This is a genomic window from Sediminibacillus massiliensis, assembly GCF_900156915.1.
In the GTDB taxonomy this organism is placed as follows: Bacteria; Bacillota; Bacilli; order Bacillales; family Amphibacillaceae; genus Sediminibacillus_A; species Sediminibacillus_A massiliensis.
This window is the reverse complement of the sequence record NZ_LT732535.1, coordinates 2,963,808-2,987,751: the sequence shown is the minus strand read 5'-3', so window position 1 is coordinate 2,987,751 and position 23,944 is coordinate 2,963,808. Positions and strand designations below refer to the sequence as shown.

Sequence of the window (23,944 nt, the reverse complement as noted above, 5' to 3'; positions counted from 1 at the left end):
GCAGGGGCAATGCCCCAACTACCATGGGCGCTGGAAAGCTTAACTGCTGTGTTCGGCATGGGAACAGGTGTGACCTTTCCGCTATTGCCACCAGACAATGTCTTTAAATTTCAAGGACAAGGTATATTATATGCAGATTCCGTGAAAAAAGCAAGCTTTTTTTGAAAATCTTTTTTATAATTTCTACCTTCAAAACTAGATAAGAGGGTGGAGACATCTAAAGGTGTTTTCATGTTTTTGTAGTCCAGCTCCGCGGGCTAGATGCTCGCGTCATAAGTCACTCTCCTACAAGCCCAAAGTTCGGGGCTTTACGGAGATTGTCTTATGCGTGTCGCATCTGAGCAAGCCCGCTGCGCTTTCTCGTTTATAGTTAAGTCCTCGATCGATTAGTATCCGTCAGCTGCACGTGTCACCACGCTTCCACCTCGGACCTATCAACCTCATCGTCTCTGAGGGATCTTACTCATTTAAAATGATGGGAAGTCTCATCTAGAGGGGGGCTTCATGCTTAGATGCTTTCAGCACTTATCCCTTCCACACGTAGCTACCCAGCTATGCTCCTGGCGGAACAACTGGTACACCAGCGGTGTGTCCATCCCGGTCCTCTCGTACTAAGGACAGCTCCTCTCAAACTTCCAACGCCCACGACGGATAGGGACCGAACTGTCTCACGACGTTCTGAACCCAGCTCGCGTACCGCTTTAATGGGCGAACAGCCCAACCCTTGGGACCGACTACAGCCCCAGGATGCGATGAGCCGACATCGAGGTGCCAAACCTCCCCGTCGATGTGGACTCTTGGGGGAGATAAGCCTGTTATCCCCGGGGTAGCTTTTATCCGTTGAGCGACGGCCCTTCCATACGGCACCGCCGGATCACTAAGCCCGACTTTCGTCCCTGCTCGACTTGTAGGTCTCGCAGTCAAGCTCCCTTCTGCCTTTACACTCTGCGAATGATTTCCAACCATTCTGAGGGAACCTTTGGGCGCCTCCGTTACTCTTTAGGAGGCGACCGCCCCAGTCAAACTGCCCACCTGACACTGTCTCCGGACCGGATCACGGTCCTGGGTTAGAATGTCCGTACAGCCAGGGTGGTATCCCACCGACGCCTCCACCGAAGCTAGCGCTCCGGCTTCTAAGGCTCCCACCTATCCTGTACAAGCTGTACCAACATGCAATATCAGGCTACAGTAAAGCTCCACGGGGTCTTTCCGTCCTGTCGCGGGTAATGCGCATCTTCACGCATAGTATAATTTCACCGGGTCTCTCGTTGAGACAGTGCCCAAGTCGTTGCACCTTTCGTGCGGGTCGGAACTTACCCGACAAGGAATTTCGCTACCTTAGGACCGTTATAGTTACGGCCGCCGTTTACTGGGGCTTCGGTTCAACGCTTCGCCTTGCGGCTAACGCGTCCCCTTAACCTTCCAGCACCGGGCAGGTGTCAGCCCCTATACTTCGCCTTACGGCTTCGCAGAGACCTGTGTTTTTGCTAAACAGTCGCTTGGGCCTTTTCACTGCGGCTTCTCGCAAAAGAAGCACCCCTTCTCCCGAAGTTACGGGGTCATTTTGCCGAGTTCCTTAACGAGAGTTCTCCCGCTCACCTTAGGATTCTCTCCTCGCCTACCTGTGTCGGTTTGCGGTACGGGCACCTCTTTCCTCACTAGAGGCTTTTCTTGGCAGTATGAAATCCGGAGCTTCGGTACTTATGTTCCCTCCCCGTCACAGCTTGAGATTGTTGGACGGATTTGCCTATTCCAACTCTCTTACTGCTTGGACGCACATTTCCAATCGTGCGCTCTCCTTATCCTCCTGCGTCCCCCCGTCGTTCAAACGGAAAGGAGGTGGTACAGGAATATCCACCTGTTGTCCATCGCCTACGCCTTTCGGCCTCGGCTTAGGTCCCGACTAACCCTGAGCGGACGAGCCTTCCTCAGGAAACCTTAGGCTTTCGGTGAAAGAGATTCTCACTCTTTTTTCGCTACTCATACCGGCATTCTCACTTCTAAGCGCTCCACCAGTCCTCACGGTCTGACTTCGCTGCACTTAGAACGCTCTCCTACCATTGTTCGCAAGAACAATCCGCAGCTTCGGTGATACNTATAGTTAAGTCCTCGATCGATTAGTATCCGTCAGCTGCACGTGTCACCACGCTTCCACCTCGGACCTATCAACCTCATCGTCTCTGAGGGATCTTACTCATTTAAAATGATGGGAAGTCTCATCTAGAGGGGGGCTTCATGCTTAGATGCTTTCAGCACTTATCCCTTCCACACGTAGCTACCCAGCTATGCTCCTGGCGGAACAACTGGTACACCAGCGGTGTGTCCATCCCGGTCCTCTCGTACTAAGGACAGCTCCTCTCAAACTTCCAACGCCCACGACGGATAGGGACCGAACTGTCTCACGACGTTCTGAACCCAGCTCGCGTACCGCTTTAATGGGCGAACAGCCCAACCCTTGGGACCGACTACAGCCCCAGGATGCGATGAGCCGACATCGAGGTGCCAAACCTCCCCGTCGATGTGGACTCTTGGGGGAGATAAGCCTGTTATCCCCGGGGTAGCTTTTATCCGTTGAGCGACGGCCCTTCCATACGGCACCGCCGGATCACTAAGCCCGACTTTCGTCCCTGCTCGACTTGTAGGTCTCGCAGTCAAGCTCCCTTCTGCCTTTACACTCTGCGAATGATTTCCAACCATTCTGAGGGAACCTTTGGGCGCCTCCGTTACTCTTTAGGAGGCGACCGCCCCAGTCAAACTGCCCACCTGACACTGTCTCCGGACCGGATCACGGTCCTGGGTTAGAATGTCCGTACAGCCAGGGTGGTATCCCACCGACGCCTCCACCGAAGCTAGCGCTCCGGCTTCTAAGGCTCCCACCTATCCTGTACAAGCTGTACCAACATGCAATATCAGGCTACAGTAAAGCTCCACGGGGTCTTTCCGTCCTGTCGCGGGTAATGCGCATCTTCACGCATAGTATAATTTCACCGGGTCTCTCGTTGAGACAGTGCCCAAGTCGTTGCACCTTTCGTGCGGGTCGGAACTTACCCGACAAGGAATTTCGCTACCTTAGGACCGTTATAGTTACGGCCGCCGTTTACTGGGGCTTCGGTTCAACGCTTCGCCTTGCGGCTAACGCGTCCCCTTAACCTTCCAGCACCGGGCAGGTGTCAGCCCCTATACTTCGCCTTACGGCTTCGCAGAGACCTGTGTTTTTGCTAAACAGTCGCTTGGGCCTTTTCACTGCGGCTTCTCGCAAAAGAAGCACCCCTTCTCCCGAAGTTACGGGGTCATTTTGCCGAGTTCCTTAACGAGAGTTCTCCCGCTCACCTTAGGATTCTCTCCTCGCCTACCTGTGTCGGTTTGCGGTACGGGCACCTCTTTCCTCACTAGAGGCTTTTCTTGGCAGTATGAAATCCGGAGCTTCGGTACTTATGTTCCCTCCCCGTCACAGCTTGAGATTGTTGGACGGATTTGCCTATTCCAACTCTCTTACTGCTTGGACGCACATTTCCAATCGTGCGCTCTCCTTATCCTCCTGCGTCCCCCCGTCGTTCAAACGGAAAGGAGGTGGTACAGGAATATCCACCTGTTGTCCATCGCCTACGCCTTTCGGCCTCGGCTTAGGTCCCGACTAACCCTGAGCGGACGAGCCTTCCTCAGGAAACCTTAGGCTTTCGGTGAAAGAGATTCTCACTCTTTTTTCGCTACTCATACCGGCATTCTCACTTCTAAGCGCTCCACCAGTCCTCACGGTCTGACTTCGCTGCACTTAGAACGCTCTCCTACCATTGTTCGCAAGAACAATCCGCAGCTTCGGTGATACGTTTAGCCCCGGTATATTTTCGGCGCAGAGTCACTCGACCAGTGAGCTATTACGCACTCTTTAAATGATGGCTGCTTCTAAGCCAACATCCTGGTTGTCTAAGCAACTCCACATCCTTTTCCACTTAACGTATACTTTGGGACCTTAGCTGGCGGTCTGGGCTGTTTCCCTTTCGACTATGAACCTTATCACCCATAGTCTGACTCCCAAGATCGAGTAGCTGGCATTCGGAGTTTGACTGAATTCGGTAACCCGATGAGGGCCCCTAGTCCAATCAGTGCTCTACCTCCAGTACTCAACTCTTGAGGCTAGCCCTAAAGCTATTTCGGAGAGAACCAGCTATCTCCGTGTTCGATTGGCATTTCACCCCTACCCACACCTCATCCCCGCGTTTTTCAACACGCGTGGGTTCGGGCCTCCAGTCAGTGTTACCTGACCTTCACCCTGGACATGGGTAGATCACACGGTTTCGGGTCTACGACCAACTACTACAGGCGCCCTGTTCAGACTCGCTTTCGCTGCGGCTCCGTCTATGCGACTTAACCTTGCAGGTGATCGTAACTCGCCGGTTCATTCTACAAAAGGCACGCCGTTACCCATTAACGGGCTTCGACTACTTGTAGGCACACGGTTTCAGGTTCTATTTCACTCCCCTCCCGGGGTGCTTTTCACCTTTCCCTCACGGTACTGGTTCACTATCGGTCACTAGGGAGTATTTAGCCTTGGGAGATGGTCCTCCCGGATTCCGACGGAATTCCTCGTGTTCCGCCGTACTCAGGATCCACTCCGGAGGAAACGGCTTTTCAACTACAGGGCTCTTACCTTCTTCGGCTGATCGTTCCAGATCGATTCGTTTAAACCATTTCTTGGTAACTCCGATGGAGTGTCCTACAACCCCAGAAAGCAAGCTTTCTGGTTTGGGCTGTTTCCGTTTCGCTCGCCGCTACTTGGGAAATCGCATTTGCTTTCTCTTCCTCCGGGTACTGAGATGTTTCAGTTCCCCGGGTCTGCCTCGGTTATCCTATGAATTCAGATAACCGTACTGCTCCATTACGAACAGTGGGTTCCCCCATTCGGAAATTCCCGGATCAACGCCTACGTACGGCTCCCCGGGACATATCGGTGTTTGTCCCGTCCTTCTTCGGCTCCTAGTGCCAAGGCATCCACCGTGCGCCCTTCTTCACTTAACTATTATCCAGTTACAGCTCCCAACAGCTAGCGTAATAGTTAAAATCGCTGCCAGTTCTTCAAAAGCAAAGAACTTCTCGCAATCTTATCTATTCGTACGCTGTTAAACGGTCGCTTTCACTTTTAGTATTAAACATGAAAAGACGTTTTGTTTGATGTCTTGTATTAGTCTAGTTCCAGCTCCTTTTCAGTCGCCTTCACTTCCTAATTTACTCTTATCTAGTTTTCAAGGTACAAATATTAAATGGTGGAGCCTAGCGGGATCGAACCGCTGACCTCCTGCGTGCAAGGCAGGCGCTCTCCCAGCTGAGCTAAGGCCCCGTATTGGATGGTGGGCCTGAGTGGACTTGAACCACCGACCTCACGCTTATCAGGCGTGCGCTCTAACCAGCTGAGCTACAGGCCCATCCTTGGGATGTTTATATATTCAATCCCTCAAAACTGAACCAAACAATCAATTATGCCATTCGTTTTTGCTCCGAAGAGCAATTATCCTTAGAAAGGAGGTGATCCAGCCGCACCTTCCGATACGGCTACCTTGTTACGACTTCACCCCAATCATTGGCCCCACCTTCGGCGGCTGGCTCCAAAAGGTTACCTCACCGACTTCGGGTGTTGCCAACTCTCGTGGTGTGACGGGCGGTGTGTACAAGGCCCGGGAACGTATTCACCGCGGCATGCTGATCCGCGATTACTAGCGATTCCGGCTTCATGCAGGCGAGTTGCAGCCTGCAATCCGAACTGAGAATGGTTTTATGGGATTTGCTACACCTCGCGGCTTCGCTTCCCTTTGTACCATCCATTGTAGCACGTGTGTAGCCCAGGTCATAAGGGGCATGATGATTTGACGTCATCCCCACCTTCCTCCGGTTTGTCACCGGCAGTCACCCTAGAGTGCCCAACTGAATGCTGGCAACTAAGGTCAAGGGTTGCGCTCGTTGCGGGACTTAACCCAACATCTCACGACACGAGCTGACGACAACCATGCACCACCTGTCACTCTGTCCCCGAAGGGAACCTCTTGTCTCCAAGAGTGGCAGAGGATGTCAAGACCTGGTAAGGTTCTTCGCGTTGCTTCGAATTAAACCACATGCTCCACCGCTTGTGCGGGCCCCCGTCAATTCTTTTGAGTTTCAGCCTTGCGGCCGTACTCCCCAGGCGGAGTGCTTAATGCGTTAACTTCAGCACTAAGGGGCGGAAACCCCCTAACACCTAGCACTCATCGTTTACGGCGTGGACTACCAGGGTATCTAATCCTGTTCGCTCCCCACGCTTTCGCGCCTCAGCGTCAGTTACAGACCAGAGAGCCGCCTTCGCCACTGGTGTTCCTCCACATATCTACGCATTTCACCGCTACACGTGGAATTCCGCTCTCCTCTTCTGTACTCAAGTTCCCCAGTTTCCAATGACCCTCCACGGTTAAGCCGTGGGCTTTCACATCAGACTTAAGGAACCGCCTGCGCGCGCTTTACGCCCAATAATTCCGGACAACGCTTGCCCCCTACGTATTACCGCGGCTGCTGGCACGTAGTTAGCCGGGGCTTCCTCGTTAGGTACCGTCAAGGTACCGCCCTATTTGAACGGTACTTGTTCTTCCCTAACAACAGAACTTTACGATCCGAAGACCTTCATCGTTCACGCGGCGTTGCTCCGTCAGACTTTCGTCCATTGCGGAAGATTCCCTACTGCTGCCTCCCGTAGGAGTCTGGGCCGTGTCTCAGTCCCAGTGTGGCCGATCACCCTCTCAGGTCGGCTACGCATCGTCGCCTTGGTAGGCCGTTACCCCACCAACTAGCTAATGCGCCGCGGGCCCATCTGTAAGTGACAGCCAAAAGGCCGCCTTTCAACTCTTCTCCATGCAGAGAAAAGTGTTATCCGGTATTAGCCCCGGTTTCCCGGGGTTATCCCAGTCTTACAGGCAGGTTGCCCACGTGTTACTCACCCGTCCGCCGCTCGTTCCACAAGCGCACACCCCGAAGGGTGATTGCTTGCTTCCCGCGCTCGACTTGCATGTATTAGGCACGCCGCCAGCGTTCGTCCTGAGCCAAGATCAAACTCTCCATAAAATGTGAGCTTGCTTGCTCGAAAACTTGACTAGCATTTCTTGCTTGACATAATGATTGTTTTGTTCAGTTTTCAAAGATCGAATTATTAATGTCGCGTTACTGAAGCGACCTTTAATATCTTATCACAACGCCACCTTCGCGTCAACAACTTTTTTTAATTTAATTTGTTGATGCGTTTTTCAGCGACTTGAATAATATAACATCGATTCAGTTAGTAGTCAACAGTTTTTCAAGAAAAATTAACTCTTTTCTATCTGATTGCTGGCTGACGACAACAAAAAATAATATATCATACCTTCCCATGATAATCAACACATATTTATAAATAATAGTTTCACATAATGAAAGATTATCTGATTATTTACCCATCGATTGGTATTAAAGTTTTTCCTTTAATCTATCTAAGGATAGGTGGCTGGTATCGCTTATTACCCAATCGGCTTCTGAGAGGTTTTGCTCATCTCCAACCCCGACAGCATACATCCCTGCAGACTTTATTGCGGTCACACCTGATTTTGCATCTTCAATACCCACACATTGAGATGGTTCGACATGAAGCTGCTGAGCTGCTTTTAGAAATACTTCGGGATCCGGCTTCCCCCTCTCCACAGTGGCGGCATCCACAACCGTATCAAGCAAATGGGTGATCTCCAATTTCTCTATCACTGTCCGGGCGTTCTTACTTGCAGAAGCAAGACCTGTTTTAATACCCGCCTCTTTCACTTCCAACATGAACTGATAGACACCGGGCAGCAAATCTTTGGGGCCAATTTCCTGAATAAGACTCTTGTAATGGTCGTTTTTCTTTTCCGCCAGCCGCTGCCTTTCAGTCGGTGAGTATTGTTCAGTGCCCTCTGCCAGGATTTTTTCCAGGGAATCAACCCTGCTCAATCCTTTTAACTGTTCATTAAACGATCGGTCGAAGGGAATATGCAACTCTTCTGCAAGTGTCTTCCATGCCAGATAGTGATACTCCGCTGTGTCTGTAATCACTCCGTCCAAATCATAAATAACCGCTTGTAGCTTTGCCATAAACACAATCCTCCCTGCCATTTAATGTTATATCGAATATAACACAATAAAAAGGAGGTTTCTAATAATCCGGTAGTATTCACAAGATATACTTCAGACACTCTTCCTCATTGGCAACTCTGCGAAAAAGACGAAACAATATGCGGTGTCTTTCTTTCATCACTCTTTTCACTCTGTAGTCGATATGTCTGTCTCTGATATCAATAATAAGCTCCTCCAACTCTCTTTTTAGCAGGTATTCGATTTCTTTTTTCTCTATATCACTAACCAAAAGCCCAAGCATCGACATTCCTCCATTATGTAAACAAATTAGCAGGGTCCCTTCTCATCATTTCCAGTTCTCATTTTTTAAATACTTTCATTCAGAATTTGTTAAAGTTGTTCCGGATTTGGTCAGCTCTGAAATAGTGGTTCATATTGGACAATCCTTGTCATAAATATATAGCGAACCCTAAAAGGAGGAGGAGGAAATGAACCATTTCTATGTTTGGAAGGCCAGCCGTTGGAAACGGTGGTCAATCATTATGGTCGCAGCACTATTTTCAGCATTATTGCTATGGGTGGAAGATGAAAGTACTTACTCCGTTTTCTCCACTAAAGAAAAACCCGCAGCCCTGAGTAAAGGAAGTGAAGAAGATCCCAATATTGCTCTCACCTTCAATATCAGCTGGGGTAACGAAAAAGTAGGGCCTATCCTTGACCAATTAAAGAAACATAATGCGACAGCCACTTTCTTCATAAGCGGCGAATGGGCAGAGCGCCACCCGGAAATCGTCGACCAGATTGTCCAAGATAAGCATGAAATTGGAATGTTAGGTTATCGCTATAAAAGTTATCTTAAACAAGAAAAAGCTCAAGTAAGGAAAGATTTATTGTATGCGAAGGAAGTATTTCGAAAATTGGGTTACCCTGATGTTAAATTGCTCAGGACACCCAGCGGCCATTTTAATCAGGAAATTCTCCAATTAAGTGAGTCGCTGGGATTTCAGGTTATTTATTGGAACATCAATCCCCATGACTGGCAAAATCCGGGAACCCAGAAGATTGTTGATAACGTGCTCAAAAATACTTCCAAGGGAGATATTGTCCTCCTCCATGCATCGGATTCAGTCAAACAAACACCTGGAGCTCTTGAGACCATCTTACCAGGGTTAAAAAACAAGGGGTTTGAGTATGTGACCATTTCGGAACTTATATCAAGAGCAGACGCTCATTCCAAGTCAGTAGAATAAAAAAACAGGCACAAATTATTTTTTGTGCCTGTTTTTTTTGCTATTCGCATTTTTTTTCAAATCGGAACCTGTTGTCAATTCTTTTCCTGCATTCTCATTCTTTTTCCCAGTAATCCTGTGGAGCAATAAAAGCTGATAAGTATTGCATAATAATAATGGAACAATCATCAGCCATGTGTAAACATTCCCCTCGGAACGCAATCCCGGAACCCACTCAATTGAGGTTACTACCACCATAAAGAATAAGGCAGGGATAAAAGCTTGACGGTTTGTCTCTTTTGCTTTTATTTTGGCAACCACCCAACCGTAAAGGAAGATGGCTGCTGCAATCAACAGGTAAATGAGCAGGGATGTTTCCCCTTCTGCTCCGCGATAACGGAAATAAACAAGATCAAACAGAGTAAACGCTATTAGCAATACTTGAATAGTCGGCCAGAAATTCCGAAACATTCCGAGACCAAACTGATTAATCGTCAAGTATGCAAAAAAGCCCATCTGGCTGACCAAACTGAATACTAGTCCCAATGCTGTAAAAAACAACAACAACCCTAATATTTCAAACAAGTTCAATGGCTGAAAATACTCTGAGTAAGATTCAGATTTAACGAAGAAGCTTGTAATAAGTGTCGAAACCGCTCCAACTAGCAATGTAGTAAAAAACATACGAACCAAATCTCTACTGCGCACTGGCATTTCCCCCTAAATTCGACAATACCTTTTCCTTTGGTATTTTACCACGAATACCTGCTTTTTTCCTTAAGCAGTACATATTTTTTCGGAACCGTCCCATATTAACCATATGGGATAGGTATATAAGGAGTTGAACCTGTATGTTTAAACTCATTCCATTAACGTTTATTTGTTCGTCTCTGTTATTTTTGGCCTCTTGTGCAGGGGGAGGAGCTGCCCAAAGCGGAGATGAAGGCAGCTACGAGACAACCAAGAAAATGGTTACAGATATATTGAAGACAGATGAAGGCAAGAAAGCAATCACAGAAGTATTATCAGATGAAGAAATGCAAAAAACTTATGTAATTGAAGGAAATGTAGTGCAGGATTCGGTAAAAGAAGCATTGGAATCTGACAAAGGAAAAGAGTTTTGGACAAAAATGTTTGAAGATCCTAAATTTGTTGAGACCTTTTCCAAATCCTTGCAGGATTCACATAAAGAAGTCATGAAAAGTCTGATGAGCGATTCGGAATTCCAGAAACAGATGATTGAGATTATCCAAAATCCAGAGGTAAAAGAAGAAATGCTGAGCGCTTTAAAAAGCCAGCAATTCAGGGAGCATTTGGAAAGCACCATTCAAGAGACATTAGATACACCGAGATTCAAGGCAAGCATGAGCGATGTTATTCTTAAAGCTGCCAAACAGATGGAAACCAAGCAGTCGGAAAGTGGTGGAGGATCTGGACAAGAAGGCGGCGGTGGCCAAGAGTCCGGTGGGGGAGGCGGGGGAAGTTAAAAATCCTTTCCCGCAAAAAACGAGCAGGCCATCAAATGGCCTGCTCGTTCTCATGATAAATCAATCATTGAAAGTTATCGATTACTTTTGCAGCAATATTCCGGTATTCCCTGCCAAGTGGATGATCTTCCTGATAAACAGACGGGGCAAACACTTCCTCTTCCTCATATGGTTGCTCAAGAGGAAGCTGACCGATTACATCTGTCTTCAAATATTCGGCAAGTTTCTTTCCTCCACCCCGTCCGAAAACATACTCTTTCTCTCCAGTCACTTTACTCTCGAAATAAGACATATTCTCGACAATGCCGATAATCTCATGCTCGGTCTGCAATGCCATTTGGCCGGCCCTTGCTGCTACGAAAGCAGCTGTTGGGTGAGGAGTTGTGACAATGATTTCTTTTGAAGACGGCAGCATGGAATGGACATCGAGCGCCACATCACCTGTACCAGGAGGAAGATCAAGCAGCAAGTAATCCAATTCACCCCATTCTACCTCTTTAAAGAAGCTGGTCAACATCTTGCCAAGCATCGGCCCTCTCCAAATAATGGGTGAATTATCTTCCACAAAGAATCCCATCGAGACAACTTTCACACCAAATCGCTCTACAGGAATGATCTTTTCGCCTCGAACGACAGGCCGCTCTTCAACACCCATCATATCGGGAATGCTGAAACCATATATGTCTGCATCGATGATTCCTACTTTTTTCCCTAAGCGGGTCAAAGCGACTGCCAGGTTTACGGTTACAGTGGATTTACCGACGCCGCCTTTTCCGCTAGCTACTGCAATAAAGTTCGTATCTGCATTGCCATTGAGCAAGGAGTCGTTCTGCGTCTGTTCGGAGGCCGGCTGGAACTTCTGAATGACTTCATCCGGCAACTGGTTGAAACGCAAGCCAACAGTGGCCGCTCCTTCCCGTTTCAGGACGTTTACGATATCTTGCTGAAGCTGCATCTGTTCTGCAGTATTTGTTTTGGCAATAGCAAGTTTGACGCTGACGTGGTTTTTTTCTTCCTTGATCTTTATTTCTTCGACCCCGCCTGTTTCTTCAAACGTTTTATGTAAGAACGGGTCTTCTACCTTGTTCAATAAATCAAAGACTTGCTGTTTTGTAAGCAATTTATGTCACCATCCTTAAGTGATACTTAATCTTAAGGCTAGTATAACACAAAGTAAAACATCAATCAGGAAAGCGGTTTTGTCATTGCTGGGCGGATTGTAGTGTCTGCTTTCTTAACTTCTTTATAGAGGGGGCTGTCAACGACTATAGGAAGCAGCGCTATTCGTCTTCCTGTTCCTCTGTTACAAACCGCAGGATTCCTTCATAAATACTCGCCGCCATTTTCTCCTGATAGGAATCTGACTTCAACAGTTCCCTTTCATGCTCGTTTGACAGAAAGCCAATCTCTACCAATGCTCCAGTTTTTTTTGCATGCTTCAAAAGATACATCCCTTTCAAAGCAAGTGCCTCTCTTGTAGTGTTTTCCAAGTTTCTTTTAATTTCATCCTGAATAAGCTTGGCCAGCTGTTCATTTTCCTTGTTGGATGGGTAGAAAAAGGTTTGGGCTCCGTACCATTTTGTAGATGGAAGCGCGTTAAGATGGATGCTTATAAACAAATCCGCCTCCTTGTCCTGAATGAATTCCACCCGCCTTCTGATGTCTTCCGCTTTTCGGCGTGATAACCCCTTCGTACTTTCATCAGCCAAGTCTTTATCTGTTTCCCTGGTCAAATAAACAAGGGCTCCAGATTGTTGCAAATAATTTTGCAATTTCTTGGAGACGGTCAATGCTATTTCCTTTTCTTGGGTATCATCTCTGCCTTCAGCTCCGCCATCGGGACCTCCATGGCCCGGATCTAACACGATGACTTTTCCAGACAACGGAAGGGACCAGGCGTCCCATGAATCAGTCGATTTCTGGATAGGATATTGCACCAACAGGACTAGCAGGACAATCCCCACCATCCAGACTGTGATTTTTATATAACGAGGCATCATTTTCTCCCCCTGTCCTCTACTATCTGTACTTCACTATATGGGACAAGATTTATAATTATGCCTGTAGTATGACGGGGATTAGATAGCTCAGGTATAAAAGCATAATTTACAATTTCCACATATGCTTGGTTACATTGTCCAAACCGGTAGAAAAAAATGAAATATAATACTAAAGAATTCAAACAGGAAGGAGTGAAGGAAATGGGAAAGAAAGAAAAAAAGCACGACAAGTGTGAAGAAAAGAAACATGAGAAAGAAGAACGCAAAGAGCACAAGAAAGAAGAAAAACATCATAAAGAAGAAGAAAAAGCATTGAAACAGCAACAATGCCCGGAACAGATTGCAATAGGCTATATCAACAATGGCGCTATAGCTATTGATGAAAGTAACGCATCCGATAACCCTGAAAACAGTGCGGTTGCTCAGGATAAGAGTAATGCTTCCGACAATCCTACCGACAGTGCTGTCTCTCAGGATGGAAGTAATGCTTCCGATAACCCTACTAATAGCTCCGTTGCCCAAAAAGACAGCAACTCTACCAACGACACTACTGACAGCGCTATTGCCCAAGATGACAGCAATGCTTCTGACAACCCGGAGAACAGTGCCGTTGCCTTAAATGACAGCAAAGCCAATCAACTATTTTAGTTGAAAACAACTTATAGAGAAAGGAGGAGGGGAATTCCATGCCGAAAAAAGAACACGAAGAAAATAAAGAAGAAAAGCACTCAAAACAAATTGCGCTCGGGTATGTGGAAAATGGGGCAATCGCCGTCAAGGGCAGTAATGCCTCCGACAATCCGGACACCAGTGCTGTCGCCCAAGGAAGAAGTAATGCTTCCGATAACCCGGATGCCAGCGCTGTCGCTCAAGGAAAAAGCAACGCTTCTGACAACCCGACCGACAGCTCTGTTGCCCAACAAAAAAGTAACGCCACTGATGACACAGATGCTAGTGCAGTCGCACAAAAAGACAGCAATGCCTCCGACAACCCAGAGAACAGCGCTGTTGCTCTTGATGACAGCAAGGCAAATGAGTTGTAACTAATAATAGAATCATCATTGCAATCAACCCCAGCTGATGTTTTGAACTGGGGTTGATTGATTCCTATAAAATATCTAAAGAAAGGAGTGAATGGAATGGATAAGAAGAATAAAGAAGAACAAAAAATATCATTATCCTCCAAGGAACTGAAGCAGCTTAAGAAGGAAATAATTCATGAAATATCCGAGGACCTCAGCAAGAAATTACAGAAGGAAATAAGTAAAAAACTTCAAAAAGACTTGCAGAAGTTGCTTGTCGAATATATTGAAAACCACTCTCTTAACGATATATCGATGAATCTCCATGATTACCTGGAAGATCGATCCGGTCAGGAATTGAATAAAAAATTAACATCAGGTCTTGCAGGCTACCCTCTTGAACTGAATTTATATCTTAATCTAAGCCAGGAACAAAACCCGGAACAAATAGCATTGGGGCATATTGATCATTCAGCGGTGGCTGTGAAGCATAGTAATGCAGTGGACGATCCGGTGAATAGCGCAGTTGCCCAGGAGCACAGTAATGCTGCTGATGACCCGACAAACAGTAGTATTGCTCAAGGCAACAGTGATATATCCAGTGAGCCTGCAGACGACACCGTCGGACAGGACAACAGCAGCCTCCCCAAAGTCGGACAACAAAACAAAAACCCAAACCGCATCCCATCAAAGGACCCTGTAGTTCTAAACCGAAATCCCGTTCCCAAGAACATTTCTTATAAATAAAAAAAGCATCCTCCGGGTGCTTTTTTCCAGACAGGATGCAAAAAAGACCCCCAACCAAATTGGTTGAGAGCCTTTCCGAACGTTGAATTAACGCTTTGAGAACTGTGGTGCACGACGAGCGCCTTTAAGACCGTATTTCTTACGTTCTTTCATGCGGGCATCACGAGTAAGATATCCTTCACGCTTCAATACAGAGCGGTATTCAGGATCTGCTTGCAATAAAGCACGGGCAACGCCATGACGAATTGCACCAGCTTGGCCAGTGAATCCTCCGCCATCTACGTTAACTAGTACATCATAGCTGCCTTCTGTTTCCGTTGCAGCAAGAGGCTGCTTGATGATTGTACGTAGTGTTTCATATGGGAAATAGCTTTCAGCGTCACGTTTGTTTACGATGATACGTCCAGTACCTGGAACCAAACGTACACGAGCAGTTGAGCTTTTACGGCGACCGGTGCCGTTGTATTGTACTTGTGCCACTATTGTTTACCTCCTCTTAATTAACCGCGAAGCTGGTATGCTTCTGGTTTTTGTGCTTGATGATTGTGTTCAGGTCCTCTGAAGACATGCAATTTTTTACCCATTTTACGGCCAAGGCTTCCTTTAGGGAGCATGCCTTTAACAGTAAGTTCAAGCATTTGCTCAGGGTATTTCGTACGCATTTCGTCAGCTGTACGTTGCTTTAAACCACCTGGGTGGTTGGAATGACGGTAGTACATTTTGTCATTTAGTTTATTTCCAGTAAGTTCAATTTTCTCTGCATTTACGATAATCACATGATCGCCAGTGTCAGCATGCGGTGTGTATGTTGGTTTGTGCTTACCACGAAGGATCGCAGCAACTTCGCTTGCCAAACGACCTAAAGTTTGTCCTTCAGCATCCACAACAAGCCACTTGCGTTCAATATTGTTTTCATTCGCCATGAAAGTTGTGCGCATGATCAGTTACCCTCCTGAATTTCGAAATTCTTTTAATAATTTTGCTTTGCTGCAATCTATCCATAAAGCTTTGGGCGGTTATGTCTTGCAGTCAGTTGACTATAAAACAACACTCACTGTACATGCTTAAGAAAGATAGATAAACAACATCTTGATCTATTCTACACGAATTAACTTTCCGGGGCTAATCGTGGTATAGAAATAAAATGCCATTAATCATACTATAACAATTATAACCTTATGTCAAGAAAATGTTACACCAGGAACCGTTGTTTTTTTAATCATAAACAACTTCCCATAAAAACAAGCCTTGCGGCGGGGCGGTCTCTCCTGCCGCTTCCCGGTCTTTGGCCTCGATAATATTTTTCATATCGTCAGGATCTCTTTTTCCCCTGCCTATTTCCAACAAGGTTCCCACCAATATGCGGACCATATTGTACAAAAAACCGCTGCCTCTAAATACAAACACAAGCATCTCGTCTTCCTTATGACAGGAAGCGTGATAGATGGTCCGTATTTTCTCTCCCTTCAGGTCTGTTTTAGTAGAACAAAAAGAAGTGAAATCATGCTCTCCAACCAGATGTTTACAAGCAGCTTGTATAGCTTTTAAATCAACATTTCCTGTCTGATTCCAGCTGTAGTTTCGCTGGAATACATCTTTGTCCTCTGAATGGAGAACAAAGTAACGATATTCCTTCTGCCTGGCATCATACCGGGCATGAAAGTCCTGACTTGCGTTTTCTACACGCAACACTCTGACATCCTCGGGCAGCAAGGCATTGATAGCCTTCTTCCAATTAGAACAGGGAATTATCAAATCTGTATTGAAATGGAGCACCTGTCCTCTTGCATGTACTCCCGCATCTGTGCGACCGGAAGACACAACCCGGATAAGTTTACCTTTATGCATTTTAGTCAGTGCTTTTTCGACTTCTTCCTGAACAGTCCGGCCATTTGGCTGGATTTGGTAGCCAGAAAAGGCCGTGCCATCATAACTGATTATACATTTTATACGTTCCACGTTTTCAAGCCTGCCTTTTTAATTACGTGTAAGAAATAAAGCGACAATTACTGCTAGGAATAATAGGAAAACCCCTATATCCCTTTTTTCTATTTTTAACTCCCGCAGTTTCGTTCTGCCTTCACCGCCCTGATATCCTCTTGCCTCCATCGCCATCGCAAGTTCTTCAGCCCGTTTGAAGGCACTGACAAACAACGGCACAAGTAACGGTACAACCGCTTGAACCCTTTCTTTCAATGGACCCGTTCGGAAATCCACTCCTCTTGACGCCTGGGCTTTGGAAATCTTTTCCGTTTCCTGCATCAGGGTTGGTATGAACCTTAGAGAGATGGACATCATCAATGCAAGCTCATGTACAGGGAATTTAATCTTCTTTAATGGATGTAGAAGGCTTTCGATTGCATCGGTAATCTCTATAGGTGTTGTCGTCAGTGTCAACAGGGAAGTGACCATGATCAACAAAAAGAATCGTAAGGATATGGCCGTCCCTTGGGCTAATGCTCCTGAATAGATTGGATAGGAAAACACACGGAACAATACATCCCCTTCTCTTGTAACAAAGAGGTGAAGCAAAAAGGTGAACACAATTAAAAACCAGACAGGAGTCAATCCCTTTAAAATATATGGGAATCGGATACCCGTCGTCAGAGCACTAGTGATGGCAAATAAAGTCAAAACGCCATAACTCCAAAAAGAATTGGCAAAAAAGACAAAAATAACAAAAAAGAAAATAATGACCATTTTAGTGCGGGGGTCAAGACGATGAACAATCGAGTTACCGGGAACATACTGACCGATAATAAAGGAATTATTCATGTGGCTCACCCCTCTTTGCCAATTCAGCCAACTCGTCTGCGAGATCAAACAGGCTCTGTCCGTGATATGGTAACGAAATGCCGAATTTTTCTTCCGCTTTGAGAATGAATTGGATGATTTCCGGTATATCCAATTGCACTTTGTTTAATGCTTCTTTTTGGCTTAAGACAGAGGAAGGGGGTCCTTCCATATATTTAGTGCCATGGTCCATGATAATAACGTGATCTGCATAGGTAAGAGCATCTTCCATACTATGAGTAACGAGAATAGTCGTTAGCCTCTCTTTTTTGTGCAAATCATAGAACATATCCATGATATCCTTTTGCCCTCTCGGATCGAGTCCTGCCGTCGGTTCATCAAGAACCAGCACCTCCGGACGCATTGCCAGCACACCAGCTATTGCTACTCTGCGCATCTGCCCTCCGCTTAAATCAAAAGGGGAACGGCTGAGAATCTCTTCTGGAAGCTGTACAGACTGTAGAACTTCCTTAGTCCGTTTATCTATTTCCTGGTTGTCTATCCCAAAGTTCTGTGGCCCGAATGCAATATCCTTTGCTACATTTTCTTCAAAAAGCTGGTGCTCCGGATACTGAAATACGATTCCGACACGACGTCTCAGTTCCTTTATTTGTTTCAGCTTTTGATCTGGCAAGAGCTTGTATTCTCCTATTTGCACTTCGCCCTTTGTCGGACGGAGCAGGCCGTTCAAATGTTGAATCAAGGTCGATTTGCCGGAACCCGTATGGCCGACTACTGCCACAAAAGAGCCTGATTCAATATGGAAGGTAAGATCTTCAATCGCTTTGTGTTCGAATGGAGTATTGGGTTGATAAGTATATTCTACCTGTTTGAATGTAATGTCCATAGTTCCTCCAATAACTCTTCATGGTTGATTGGTTCTCCAGTCAAAACCACACCACGTTTGTTTAGTTCCTCCGCCATTTTTGCCGTAAAGGGTGTGTCCAGCCCGATTTCGCGCAATTCAGCTTTACGTTTAAAAACATCCCTTGGAGAAGCTTCAAACAAGAGTTTACCTTGGTTCATTACAATGACCCTTTCAGCCTGTACCACTTCATTCAAGTCATGTGTAATCGTTACAAGAGCCAGGTTCTTCTGTTTTTTCACTGACTGAACGGTTTTCATGATCTCCTGCCGGCCTTTAGGATCGAGCATAGCCGTAGCTTCGTCTAATATAATCACATCAGGAGAAATGGCCATCACACTCGCAATTGCTACGCGCTGCTTCTGGCCACCCGAAAGACGGTGCGGTTCATGAAGTGCATATTCTTTCATCCCGACCGCGTTCAGACTCTCTTCCATTCTCTTGAGCATTTCCTCCCGCTGTACACCTCTGTTTTCCAATCCGAATGCGACATCATCTCTTACGGTAGTACCAACAAACTGATTGTCTGGATTTTGAAAGACCATGCCGACCTTTTTACGAACTTCCCATATTGTGTTCTCATTGACAGGTAGACCATCAACTAAAATTTCGCCTTCCTGCGCAAATAAAAGTCCATTCATCAATTTGGCAATCGTGGATTTACCGGAACCATTATGCCCAATAATAGCAACCCATTCATCAGAGGCAATTTGGAAGCTTACATTTTCCAGCACCCAAGGTTGGTTTTCTCCGTATCGAAAAGATACATTCCTAAACTCAATCAAACTCTTCTCCATCTCGCTCCTCCTCTGCTGACCCGACAAATATTTCCCCGGAAATAAAAAATCTGTCGAACTTCCAGGAACACGAAAAGATAAACTAAGTTACCTTGATAGATTCGTCAGCTGCAAATATATGCAGGTCCTCGAGACCATCACAATCCACATTAGGGCTAGCAAAACAGAAGGAAACACAAATATCCTGACATAAAAAAACTTGGCGGATCGCCAAGCATTGATGGCAGAAACCTGAAGTTTTCAGCTAACCCGACAATTATATTTTGGAGACTGTTAATGACCGGAAATGTTCCCTGAAAGTACAAAAAAGGGCTGGGATTCACCTCGTGGAAGAGATTCTGTCCTGCCCTTCAAGCAATTACTTCAAAAATTTATACTAACTCGATGATCGCCATCTCTGCACCGTCACCACGACGTTGTCCTAGCTTAAGGACACGAGTATAACCGCCTTGGCGCTCCTCATAACGTGCAGCAATATCAGAGAATAACTTCTGAATTGCATCTTCGTTTTCATTAGCTTCAGCATTATAAAGGAATGCTTCAGCTTGACGACGTGCATGAAGGTCACCGCGCTTACCAAGCGTAATCATTTTATCAACAACAGAACGAAGCTCTTTTGCTTTAGCTTCAGTAGTTTCAAGTCGTTCATGAATAATCAAGTCAGTGGCAAGGTTGCGAAGTAATGCCATACGAGTATCTGTTGTACGACCTAATTTTCTAGCCATGGATTATCCCTCCCTTTTTCGGAATATCTAAAGGTGTCTATTCTTATATCAGTCTTCTTTGCGTAAACCTAGACCAAGATCCTCTAGTTTATGTTTTACTTCTTCTAATGATTTGCGACCAAGGTTGCGAACCTTCATCATATCTTCTTCAGACTTGTGAGCAAGTTCTTGTACTGTATTGATGCCAGCACGTTTCAGACAATTGTATGAACGGACAGACAAGTCCAATTCTTCAATGGTCATTTCTAGAACTTTCTCTTTTTGATCTTCTTCTTTCTCGATCATGATTTCCGCATTTTGTGCTTCATCAGTCAATCCTACGAAGATATTAAGATGTTCGGTATAAATCTTGGCGCCCAAAGACACAGCCTCTTCCGGTCTGATACTGCCATCTGTCCAAACATCCAAAGTCAGTTTGTCGAAGTTGGTAATTTGACCGACACGTGTGTTTTCCACTTGGTATGTTACACGTGATACTGGTGTGAATATAGAATCCACCGGAATCACACCAATTGGCTGATCCTCATGATTATTTACATCGGCAGGACGATATCCTCGACCACGTTCTGCAGTAATTTTCATTCGCAAATGAGCATTACTACCCAATGTTGCTATATGAAGCTCAGGATTCAACACTTCAACATCACTATCATAAGTGATATCGGCAGCTGTAACTTTCCCTTCACCCTGTACATCTATTTCTAATGTTTTTTCTTCATCGGAATAGATTTTAAGAGCCAGCTTCTTCAGGTTTAAGATAATAGTAGTTACATCTTCCACTACGCCCTCAATTGTTGAAAACTCATGAAGCACCCCATCGATTTGGATAGAGGTTACAGCAGCGCCTGGAAGTGAAGATAAGAGGATACGACGCAAGGAGTTACCTAGTGTTGTACCATATCCACGTTCTAGTGGTTCCACGACGAACTTGCCAAACTTGGCATCATCGCTAACCTCAACCGTTTCAATCTTTGGCTTTTCAATTTCGATCATTAATTAAAACCCTCCTTCAAAACGTCGAAACCCCGGTTAGACTTAACTGGTCTAACCGAAATTCCCCAGGTAGGCAGTTCCCGTTCTCTGCACTATGCAACTAAACGTTGACTTTTGTCATAACTGATGCTGCGTGAGCATTCAAGACTACAGGCAACGCTTTAGGCTTGAACGCTTTTGACTTTTAGCTATCATAACCCATTATAGACAGGGTGACAAATTATATACAGATAAATTAAACTCGACGACGTTTTGGCGGGCGGCAACCATTGTGAGGAACTGGTGTTACGTCACGAATGGCTGTAACTTCCAATCCTGCTGCTTGAAGTGAACGAATTGCTGCTTCACGTCCAGCTCCAGGGCCTTTAACAGTTACTTCCAAAGTTTTCAAGCCGTGTTCCATCCCTGCTTTTGCTGCAGATTCAGCGGCCATTTGCGCAGCAAAAGGAGTAGATTTACGAGAACCCTTGAAACCAAGTGCTCCAGCGCTGCTCCAGCTTACTACGTTACCTTGGACATCAGTGATAGTAACGATCGTATTGTTGAAAGTTGAACGGATATGAGCAACACCAGTATCAATATTCTTTTTCACACGACGTTTACGTGTATTCGTTTTACGTGCCATGGATTAATTAACCTCCTTTATCTTATTTCTTTTTGTTAGCCATTGTCTTACGCGGGCCTTTACGAGTACGAGAGTTGTTCTTCGTTTTTTGACCACGTAATGGAAGTCCTCTACGATGACGGATGCCACGGTAAGAACCAATTTCAATCAAACGTTTTACGTTTAGGGAAATCTCACGACGAAGATCACCTTCAACTGAATATTGCTCAAGCGCTTGACGAATTCTTGCAAGTTCGTCTTCTGTTAGATCACGAACACGAGTATCCTCAGATACTTCAGCTTGTTTTAAAACTTCTTGTGCAGTAGATTTTCCGATACCATAAACATAAGTAAGGGAAATGACTACACGCTTGTCACGAGGAATATCTACACCAGCAATACGTGCCATTTGGTATGCGCACCTCCTTCAAATTAACCTTGTTTTTGTTTGTGTTTAGGGTTTTCACAAATAACCATAACTTTGCCTTTACGGCGGATTACTTTACATTTTTCACAAATTGGTTTTACAGATGGTCTTACCTTCATCATCCATACCTCCTTTTGGATCGGAGCATTTATTTATAACGGTACGTGATACGTCCTCTTGTTAAATCATATGGGGAAAGTTCAACCGTCACTTTATCACCAGGCAAGATTCGAATGAAATGCATACGAATTTTACCGGAAACATGAGCTAAAACAGTATGACCGTTTTCCAGCTCAACTTTAAACATTGCATTTGGCAATGTGTCTGTAACGGTACCTTCCACTTCAATTGCATCGTCTTTCGCCATCGAGTTGATCTCCCTTCTTCAAATCAGTCACTACTTCATTGACAAATTTAGATATAGCAAAACGCAGCTTACCATTTGTTACGCGACCAGTTTCTAGAAGGCTGTTCTGGACTTCTGGAGAAATATAGTTAAATAGCTCGATATGATTCAAGTTTTTCTTCTTGGGTCGATCATATTTTCTCTTTTCTCCGTCTGCAAGCAAGACAAAACGATCATCAAGGATTTTGATGATAATCGCAAACTGACCTGCCTCACGCCCTTGTTCAATACGAACAATTTGACCTATTCGCGGACTCGACTCAGATTCATTCAACCACGATCACCTGCACTTAGGCTTTTGTTAATATTTTGTAACCTTCTTCTGTTATAGCAACTGTGTGTTCAAAGTGAGCACACATTTTACCATCTTGGGTGACAACTGTCCAATTATCTGCAAGAGTTTTTACAAACCGTTCTCCTGCATTTACCATTGGCTCAATGGCAAGGACCATGCCCGGTTTCAAGCGCGGACCTTTATTGGGAGGACCGTAATGAGGAATATTGGGATCTTCATGGAGTTCACGACCGACTCCGTGACCCACATATTCTCTTACAATGTTGAACCCCTTTGGTTCCACGTAGCTTTGAATGGCATGCGATATATTTGAAAGGCGGACACCTGGTTTTGCTTCTTCAAGCCCCTTAAATAATGAGGCCTCTGTGACCTCAAGCAAATTCATTGTATCCTCGTCAACATTCCCGACTGGATATGTCCATGCCGAGTCACCATGAAATGAATTATATTTTGCGCCAATATCAATGCTGATAATGTCGCCATCCTTCAACTCCCGGTCACCCGGAATGCCATGAACCAGTTCATCGTTGACAGATGCACAAATACTTCCACGAAATCCATTATAACCTTTAAAAGATGGAATTGCACCCCTGCTGCGTATGAACTTTTCGGCAATGTTATCCAATTCTTTTGTTGTTATGCCAGGCTGGATGTGCTCCTTGAGTTTTTGGTGGGTCAAAGCTACAATCTCGCCTGCCTCAGCCATTATCTCAAGTTCTCGTGGTGTTTTGCAAATTATCATTCAGAAAGGCCTCGAAGCTTTTTATCAATATCTTCGAAAACTTGATCAATATCCTGATCACCATCAATTTTAGCCAAGTAGCCTTTGTCTTGATAGAAGTCAAGCATCGGCTGAGTTTGTTCAATATTGACTTCCAACCGTTTTTTCACTGTGGCTGGCTTGTCATCATCACGCTGGATCAATGCTGAACCATCTTTGTCGCAAATCCCTTCCTGTTTAGGAGGATTATATTTGACATGGTAAGTAGCTCCGCATGTTGGACAAACGCGTCGTCCTGTCAAACGCTCGATAAGTTGTTCTTGTGGCACATCTACATGAAGGACATAGTCCAATGACTTATCCATATCACCAAGAAGTTCTTCTAAAGCTTTTGCTTGGGCAATTGTCCTTGGGAAACCATCCAATAGGAAGCCTTCCTGAGCGTCCCCTTTGCTAAGCCGCTCGCGAACAATACCAATTGTCACTTCGTCTGGAACGAGTTCACCTTGATCCATGTATGATTTAGCCTGTTTACCGAGCTCCGTTCCTTCTTTGATTGCTAACCGGAACATATCCCCTGTTGAGATATGAGGGATTTGGTACTTATCAACTATTTTTTCTGCCTGTGTTCCTTTACCGGCTCCAGGCAGTCCCATCAGGATTAGATTCAACGACTTTCCCCTCGCTCTCATTTCTACTGATCTGTTCAAAAAGTATGGTAAAAACAACCCTCGGTTCG

The 23,944-nt window shown here is 45.5% G+C and carries 25 protein-coding genes, 2 tRNA genes, 3 rRNA genes and 2 other annotated features; of the genes, 5 read left to right on the top strand and 25 right to left on the bottom strand.

Going from position 1 to position 23,944, the window contains the following annotated elements; all coding sequences use genetic code 11:
* Position 1: 1 nt before the first annotated feature.
* The 7 genes from rrf to CZ434_RS15560 form a co-directional block, all read right to left on the bottom strand.
* A 5S ribosomal RNA gene (gene rrf / locus CZ434_RS15590) occupies positions 2-95 on the bottom strand.
* A gap of 283 nt (positions 96-378) precedes the next feature.
* Positions 379-1,248: a sequence feature (23S ribosomal RNA rRNA prediction is too short), on the bottom strand.
* A gap of 1 nt (position 1,249) precedes the next feature.
* Positions 1,250-1,984: a sequence feature (23S ribosomal RNA rRNA prediction is too short), on the bottom strand.
* Positions 1,985-2,097: 113 nt separating this feature from the next.
* A 23S ribosomal RNA gene (locus CZ434_RS22390) occupies positions 2,098-5,016 on the bottom strand.
* 243 nt (positions 5,017-5,259) lie between these two features.
* A tRNA-Ala gene (locus CZ434_RS15580) sits at positions 5,260-5,335 on the bottom strand.
* 8 nt (positions 5,336-5,343) lie between these two features.
* Positions 5,344-5,420 (bottom strand) — tRNA-Ile (locus CZ434_RS15575).
* A 93-nt stretch (positions 5,421-5,513) separates the two neighbouring features.
* Positions 5,514-7,080 (bottom strand): 16S ribosomal RNA (locus CZ434_RS15570).
* Together the 16S and 23S rRNA genes with 2 tRNA genes alongside form the textbook arrangement of a ribosomal RNA operon.
* A gap of 378 nt (positions 7,081-7,458) precedes the next feature.
* A complete protein-coding gene (gene pgmB, locus CZ434_RS15565; RefSeq protein ID WP_095742927.1) occupies positions 7,459-8,112 on the bottom strand; it encodes a beta-phosphoglucomutase in 654 nt (217 codons plus the stop codon).
* Positions 8,113-8,191: 79 nt separating this feature from the next.
* Complete coding sequence (locus CZ434_RS15560) at positions 8,192-8,395, bottom strand: hypothetical protein (RefSeq protein WP_077624004.1); 204 nt, start codon at positions 8,393-8,395, stop codon at positions 8,192-8,194.
* A 187-nt stretch (positions 8,396-8,582) separates the two neighbouring features.
* Here CZ434_RS15560 and pdaB point away from each other — a divergent pair, with 187 nt between their 5' ends.
* Entirely contained in the window at positions 8,583-9,344 is a 762-nt protein-coding gene (gene pdaB, locus CZ434_RS15555; protein ID WP_077624003.1) for a polysaccharide deacetylase family sporulation protein PdaB, read from the top strand.
* 15 nt (positions 9,345-9,359) lie between these two features.
* Here pdaB and CZ434_RS15550 read toward each other — a convergent pair whose 3' ends face one another.
* On the bottom strand, positions 9,360-10,031 hold the full coding sequence (locus CZ434_RS15550) for a KinB-signaling pathway activation protein (protein WP_077624002.1): 672 nt from the start codon (positions 10,029-10,031) through the stop codon (positions 9,360-9,362).
* 143 nt (positions 10,032-10,174) lie between these two features.
* Here CZ434_RS15550 and gerD point away from each other — a divergent pair, with 143 nt between their 5' ends.
* A complete protein-coding gene (gene gerD / locus CZ434_RS15545; RefSeq protein WP_077624001.1) occupies positions 10,175-10,810 on the top strand; it encodes a spore germination lipoprotein GerD in 636 nt (211 codons plus the stop codon).
* A 64-nt stretch (positions 10,811-10,874) separates the two neighbouring features.
* Here the strand turns inward: gerD and CZ434_RS15540 are convergent, their stop codons facing one another.
* Positions 10,875-11,930, bottom strand: a complete 1,056-nt coding sequence (locus CZ434_RS15540; protein ID WP_077624000.1) for an Mrp/NBP35 family ATP-binding protein — start codon at positions 11,928-11,930, stop codon at positions 10,875-10,877.
* Positions 11,931-12,090: 160 nt separating this feature from the next.
* Entirely contained in the window at positions 12,091-12,807 is a 717-nt protein-coding gene (gene cwlD, locus CZ434_RS15535; protein ID WP_077623999.1) for an N-acetylmuramoyl-L-alanine amidase CwlD, read from the bottom strand.
* A gap of 204 nt (positions 12,808-13,011) precedes the next feature.
* On the opposite strand from cwlD, the gene CZ434_RS21755 reads away from it, so the two are divergent.
* The 3 genes from CZ434_RS21755 to CZ434_RS15520 all read left to right on the top strand — a co-directional run bounded on the left by CZ434_RS21755 (position 13,012) and on the right by CZ434_RS15520 (position 14,579).
* Positions 13,012-13,458 (top strand): hypothetical protein, encoded by a 447-nt coding sequence (locus CZ434_RS21755; protein WP_143262136.1) that lies wholly within the window; start codon positions 13,012-13,014, stop codon positions 13,456-13,458.
* 38 nt (positions 13,459-13,496) lie between these two features.
* The gene (locus CZ434_RS15525) at positions 13,497-13,853 is read left to right on the top strand and encodes a hypothetical protein (protein WP_077623997.1); all 357 of its coding nucleotides are present in this window, start codon (positions 13,497-13,499) and stop codon (positions 13,851-13,853) included.
* A gap of 96 nt (positions 13,854-13,949) precedes the next feature.
* Complete coding sequence (locus tag CZ434_RS15520) at positions 13,950-14,579, top strand: hypothetical protein (protein ID WP_077623996.1); 630 nt, start codon at positions 13,950-13,952, stop codon at positions 14,577-14,579.
* Between the two features lie 87 nt (positions 14,580-14,666).
* On the opposite strand, the gene rpsI is transcribed toward CZ434_RS15520, so the two are convergent.
* From rpsI to CZ434_RS15445, 15 genes are all read right to left on the bottom strand, one after another.
* Positions 14,667-15,059: a 30S ribosomal protein S9 gene (gene rpsI, locus CZ434_RS15515; protein WP_077623995.1), complete on the bottom strand. Its 393-nt coding sequence runs from the start codon at positions 15,057-15,059 to the stop codon at positions 14,667-14,669.
* A gap of 20 nt (positions 15,060-15,079) precedes the next feature.
* Positions 15,080-15,517, bottom strand: coding sequence for a 50S ribosomal protein L13 (rplM, locus tag CZ434_RS15510; protein ID WP_077623994.1), 438 nt, complete (start codon positions 15,515-15,517; stop codon positions 15,080-15,082).
* Positions 15,518-15,794: 277 nt separating this feature from the next.
* Positions 15,795-16,538 (bottom strand): tRNA pseudouridine(38-40) synthase TruA, encoded by a 744-nt coding sequence (gene truA, locus CZ434_RS15505; RefSeq protein WP_077623993.1) that lies wholly within the window; start codon positions 16,536-16,538, stop codon positions 15,795-15,797.
* Positions 16,539-16,556: 18 nt separating this feature from the next.
* Positions 16,557-17,354, bottom strand: a complete 798-nt coding sequence (locus CZ434_RS15500) for an energy-coupling factor transporter transmembrane component T family protein (protein ID WP_077623992.1) — start codon at positions 17,352-17,354, stop codon at positions 16,557-16,559.
* On the bottom strand, positions 17,347-18,219 hold the full coding sequence (locus CZ434_RS15495; RefSeq protein ID WP_077623991.1) for an energy-coupling factor ABC transporter ATP-binding protein: 873 nt from the start codon (positions 18,217-18,219) through the stop codon (positions 17,347-17,349). Before CZ434_RS15495 ends, CZ434_RS15500 begins: the two co-directional genes overlap by 8 nt.
* Positions 18,195-19,034: an energy-coupling factor ABC transporter ATP-binding protein gene (locus CZ434_RS15490; RefSeq protein ID WP_077623990.1), complete on the bottom strand. Its 840-nt coding sequence runs from the start codon at positions 19,032-19,034 to the stop codon at positions 18,195-18,197. The genes CZ434_RS15495 and CZ434_RS15490 overlap by 25 nt, the downstream gene beginning before the upstream one ends.
* A gap of 371 nt (positions 19,035-19,405) precedes the next feature.
* On the bottom strand, positions 19,406-19,759 hold the full coding sequence (gene rplQ / locus CZ434_RS15485; RefSeq protein WP_077623989.1) for a 50S ribosomal protein L17: 354 nt from the start codon (positions 19,757-19,759) through the stop codon (positions 19,406-19,408).
* 48 nt (positions 19,760-19,807) lie between these two features.
* Positions 19,808-20,752, bottom strand: a complete 945-nt coding sequence (locus tag CZ434_RS15480) for a DNA-directed RNA polymerase subunit alpha (protein WP_077623988.1) — start codon at positions 20,750-20,752, stop codon at positions 19,808-19,810.
* Positions 20,753-20,987: 235 nt separating this feature from the next.
* Positions 20,988-21,377, bottom strand: a complete 390-nt coding sequence (rpsK, locus tag CZ434_RS15475; protein WP_077623987.1) for a 30S ribosomal protein S11 — start codon at positions 21,375-21,377, stop codon at positions 20,988-20,990.
* A 22-nt stretch (positions 21,378-21,399) separates the two neighbouring features.
* Positions 21,400-21,765 (bottom strand): 30S ribosomal protein S13, encoded by a 366-nt coding sequence (gene rpsM / locus CZ434_RS15470; protein ID WP_077623986.1) that lies wholly within the window; start codon positions 21,763-21,765, stop codon positions 21,400-21,402.
* A gap of 23 nt (positions 21,766-21,788) precedes the next feature.
* Positions 21,789-21,902 (bottom strand): 50S ribosomal protein L36, encoded by a 114-nt coding sequence (gene rpmJ / locus CZ434_RS15465; protein ID WP_003156543.1) that lies wholly within the window; start codon positions 21,900-21,902, stop codon positions 21,789-21,791.
* 29 nt (positions 21,903-21,931) lie between these two features.
* Complete coding sequence (infA, locus tag CZ434_RS15460) at positions 21,932-22,150, bottom strand: translation initiation factor IF-1 (RefSeq protein WP_003464670.1); 219 nt, start codon at positions 22,148-22,150, stop codon at positions 21,932-21,934.
* The gene (locus CZ434_RS15455) at positions 22,128-22,463 is read right to left on the bottom strand and encodes a KOW domain-containing RNA-binding protein (protein ID WP_077623985.1); all 336 of its coding nucleotides are present in this window, start codon (positions 22,461-22,463) and stop codon (positions 22,128-22,130) included. The genes infA and CZ434_RS15455 overlap by 23 nt, the downstream gene beginning before the upstream one ends.
* Positions 22,464-22,479: 16 nt before the next feature.
* Positions 22,480-23,226 (bottom strand): type I methionyl aminopeptidase, encoded by a 747-nt coding sequence (map, locus tag CZ434_RS15450; RefSeq protein ID WP_077623984.1) that lies wholly within the window; start codon positions 23,224-23,226, stop codon positions 22,480-22,482.
* Positions 23,223-23,876, bottom strand: coding sequence for an adenylate kinase (locus CZ434_RS15445; protein WP_077623983.1), 654 nt, complete (start codon positions 23,874-23,876; stop codon positions 23,223-23,225). Before CZ434_RS15445 ends, map begins: the two co-directional genes overlap by 4 nt.
* Between the last annotated feature and the right edge of the window lie 68 nt (positions 23,877-23,944).

Excerpts from the sequence above, each read along its gene's own strand:
- pgmB (WP_095742927.1), bottom strand. The coding sequence starts at position 8,112 with ATGGCAAAGCTACAAGCGGTTATTTATGATTTGGACGGAGTGATTACA.
- CZ434_RS15560 (WP_077624004.1), bottom strand. The coding sequence starts at position 8,395 with ATGCTTGGGCTTTTGGTTAGTGATATAGAGAAAAAAGAAATCGAATAC.
- pdaB (WP_077624003.1), top strand. The coding sequence starts at position 8,583 with ATGAACCATTTCTATGTTTGGAAGGCCAGCCGTTGGAAACGGTGGTCA.
- gerD (WP_077624001.1), top strand. The coding sequence starts at position 10,175 with ATGTTTAAACTCATTCCATTAACGTTTATTTGTTCGTCTCTGTTATTT.
- cwlD (WP_077623999.1), bottom strand. The coding sequence starts at position 12,807 with ATGCCTCGTTATATAAAAATCACAGTCTGGATGGTGGGGATTGTCCTG.
- CZ434_RS21755 (WP_143262136.1), top strand. The coding sequence starts at position 13,012 with ATGGGAAAGAAAGAAAAAAAGCACGACAAGTGTGAAGAAAAGAAACAT.
- CZ434_RS15525 (WP_077623997.1), top strand. The coding sequence starts at position 13,497 with ATGCCGAAAAAAGAACACGAAGAAAATAAAGAAGAAAAGCACTCAAAA.
- CZ434_RS15520 (WP_077623996.1), top strand. The coding sequence starts at position 13,950 with ATGGATAAGAAGAATAAAGAAGAACAAAAAATATCATTATCCTCCAAG.
- rplM (WP_077623994.1), bottom strand. The coding sequence starts at position 15,517 with ATGCGCACAACTTTCATGGCGAATGAAAACAATATTGAACGCAAGTGG.
- CZ434_RS15500 (WP_077623992.1), bottom strand. The coding sequence starts at position 17,354 with ATGAATAATTCCTTTATTATCGGTCAGTATGTTCCCGGTAACTCGATT.
- CZ434_RS15495 (WP_077623991.1), bottom strand. The coding sequence starts at position 18,219 with ATGGACATTACATTCAAACAGGTAGAATATACTTATCAACCCAATACT.
- CZ434_RS15490 (WP_077623990.1), bottom strand. The coding sequence starts at position 19,034 with ATGGAGAAGAGTTTGATTGAGTTTAGGAATGTATCTTTTCGATACGGA.
- rplQ (WP_077623989.1), bottom strand. The coding sequence starts at position 19,759 with ATGGCTAGAAAATTAGGTCGTACAACAGATACTCGTATGGCATTACTT.
- CZ434_RS15480 (WP_077623988.1), bottom strand. The coding sequence starts at position 20,752 with ATGATCGAAATTGAAAAGCCAAAGATTGAAACGGTTGAGGTTAGCGAT.
- rpsK (WP_077623987.1), bottom strand. The coding sequence starts at position 21,377 with ATGGCACGTAAAACGAATACACGTAAACGTCGTGTGAAAAAGAATATT.
- rpsM (WP_077623986.1), bottom strand. The coding sequence starts at position 21,765 with ATGGCACGTATTGCTGGTGTAGATATTCCTCGTGACAAGCGTGTAGTC.
- rpmJ (WP_003156543.1), bottom strand. The coding sequence starts at position 21,902 with ATGAAGGTAAGACCATCTGTAAAACCAATTTGTGAAAAATGTAAAGTA.
- infA (WP_003464670.1), bottom strand. The coding sequence starts at position 22,150 with ATGGCGAAAGACGATGCAATTGAAGTGGAAGGTACCGTTACAGACACA.
- map (WP_077623984.1), bottom strand. The coding sequence starts at position 23,226 with ATGATAATTTGCAAAACACCACGAGAACTTGAGATAATGGCTGAGGCA.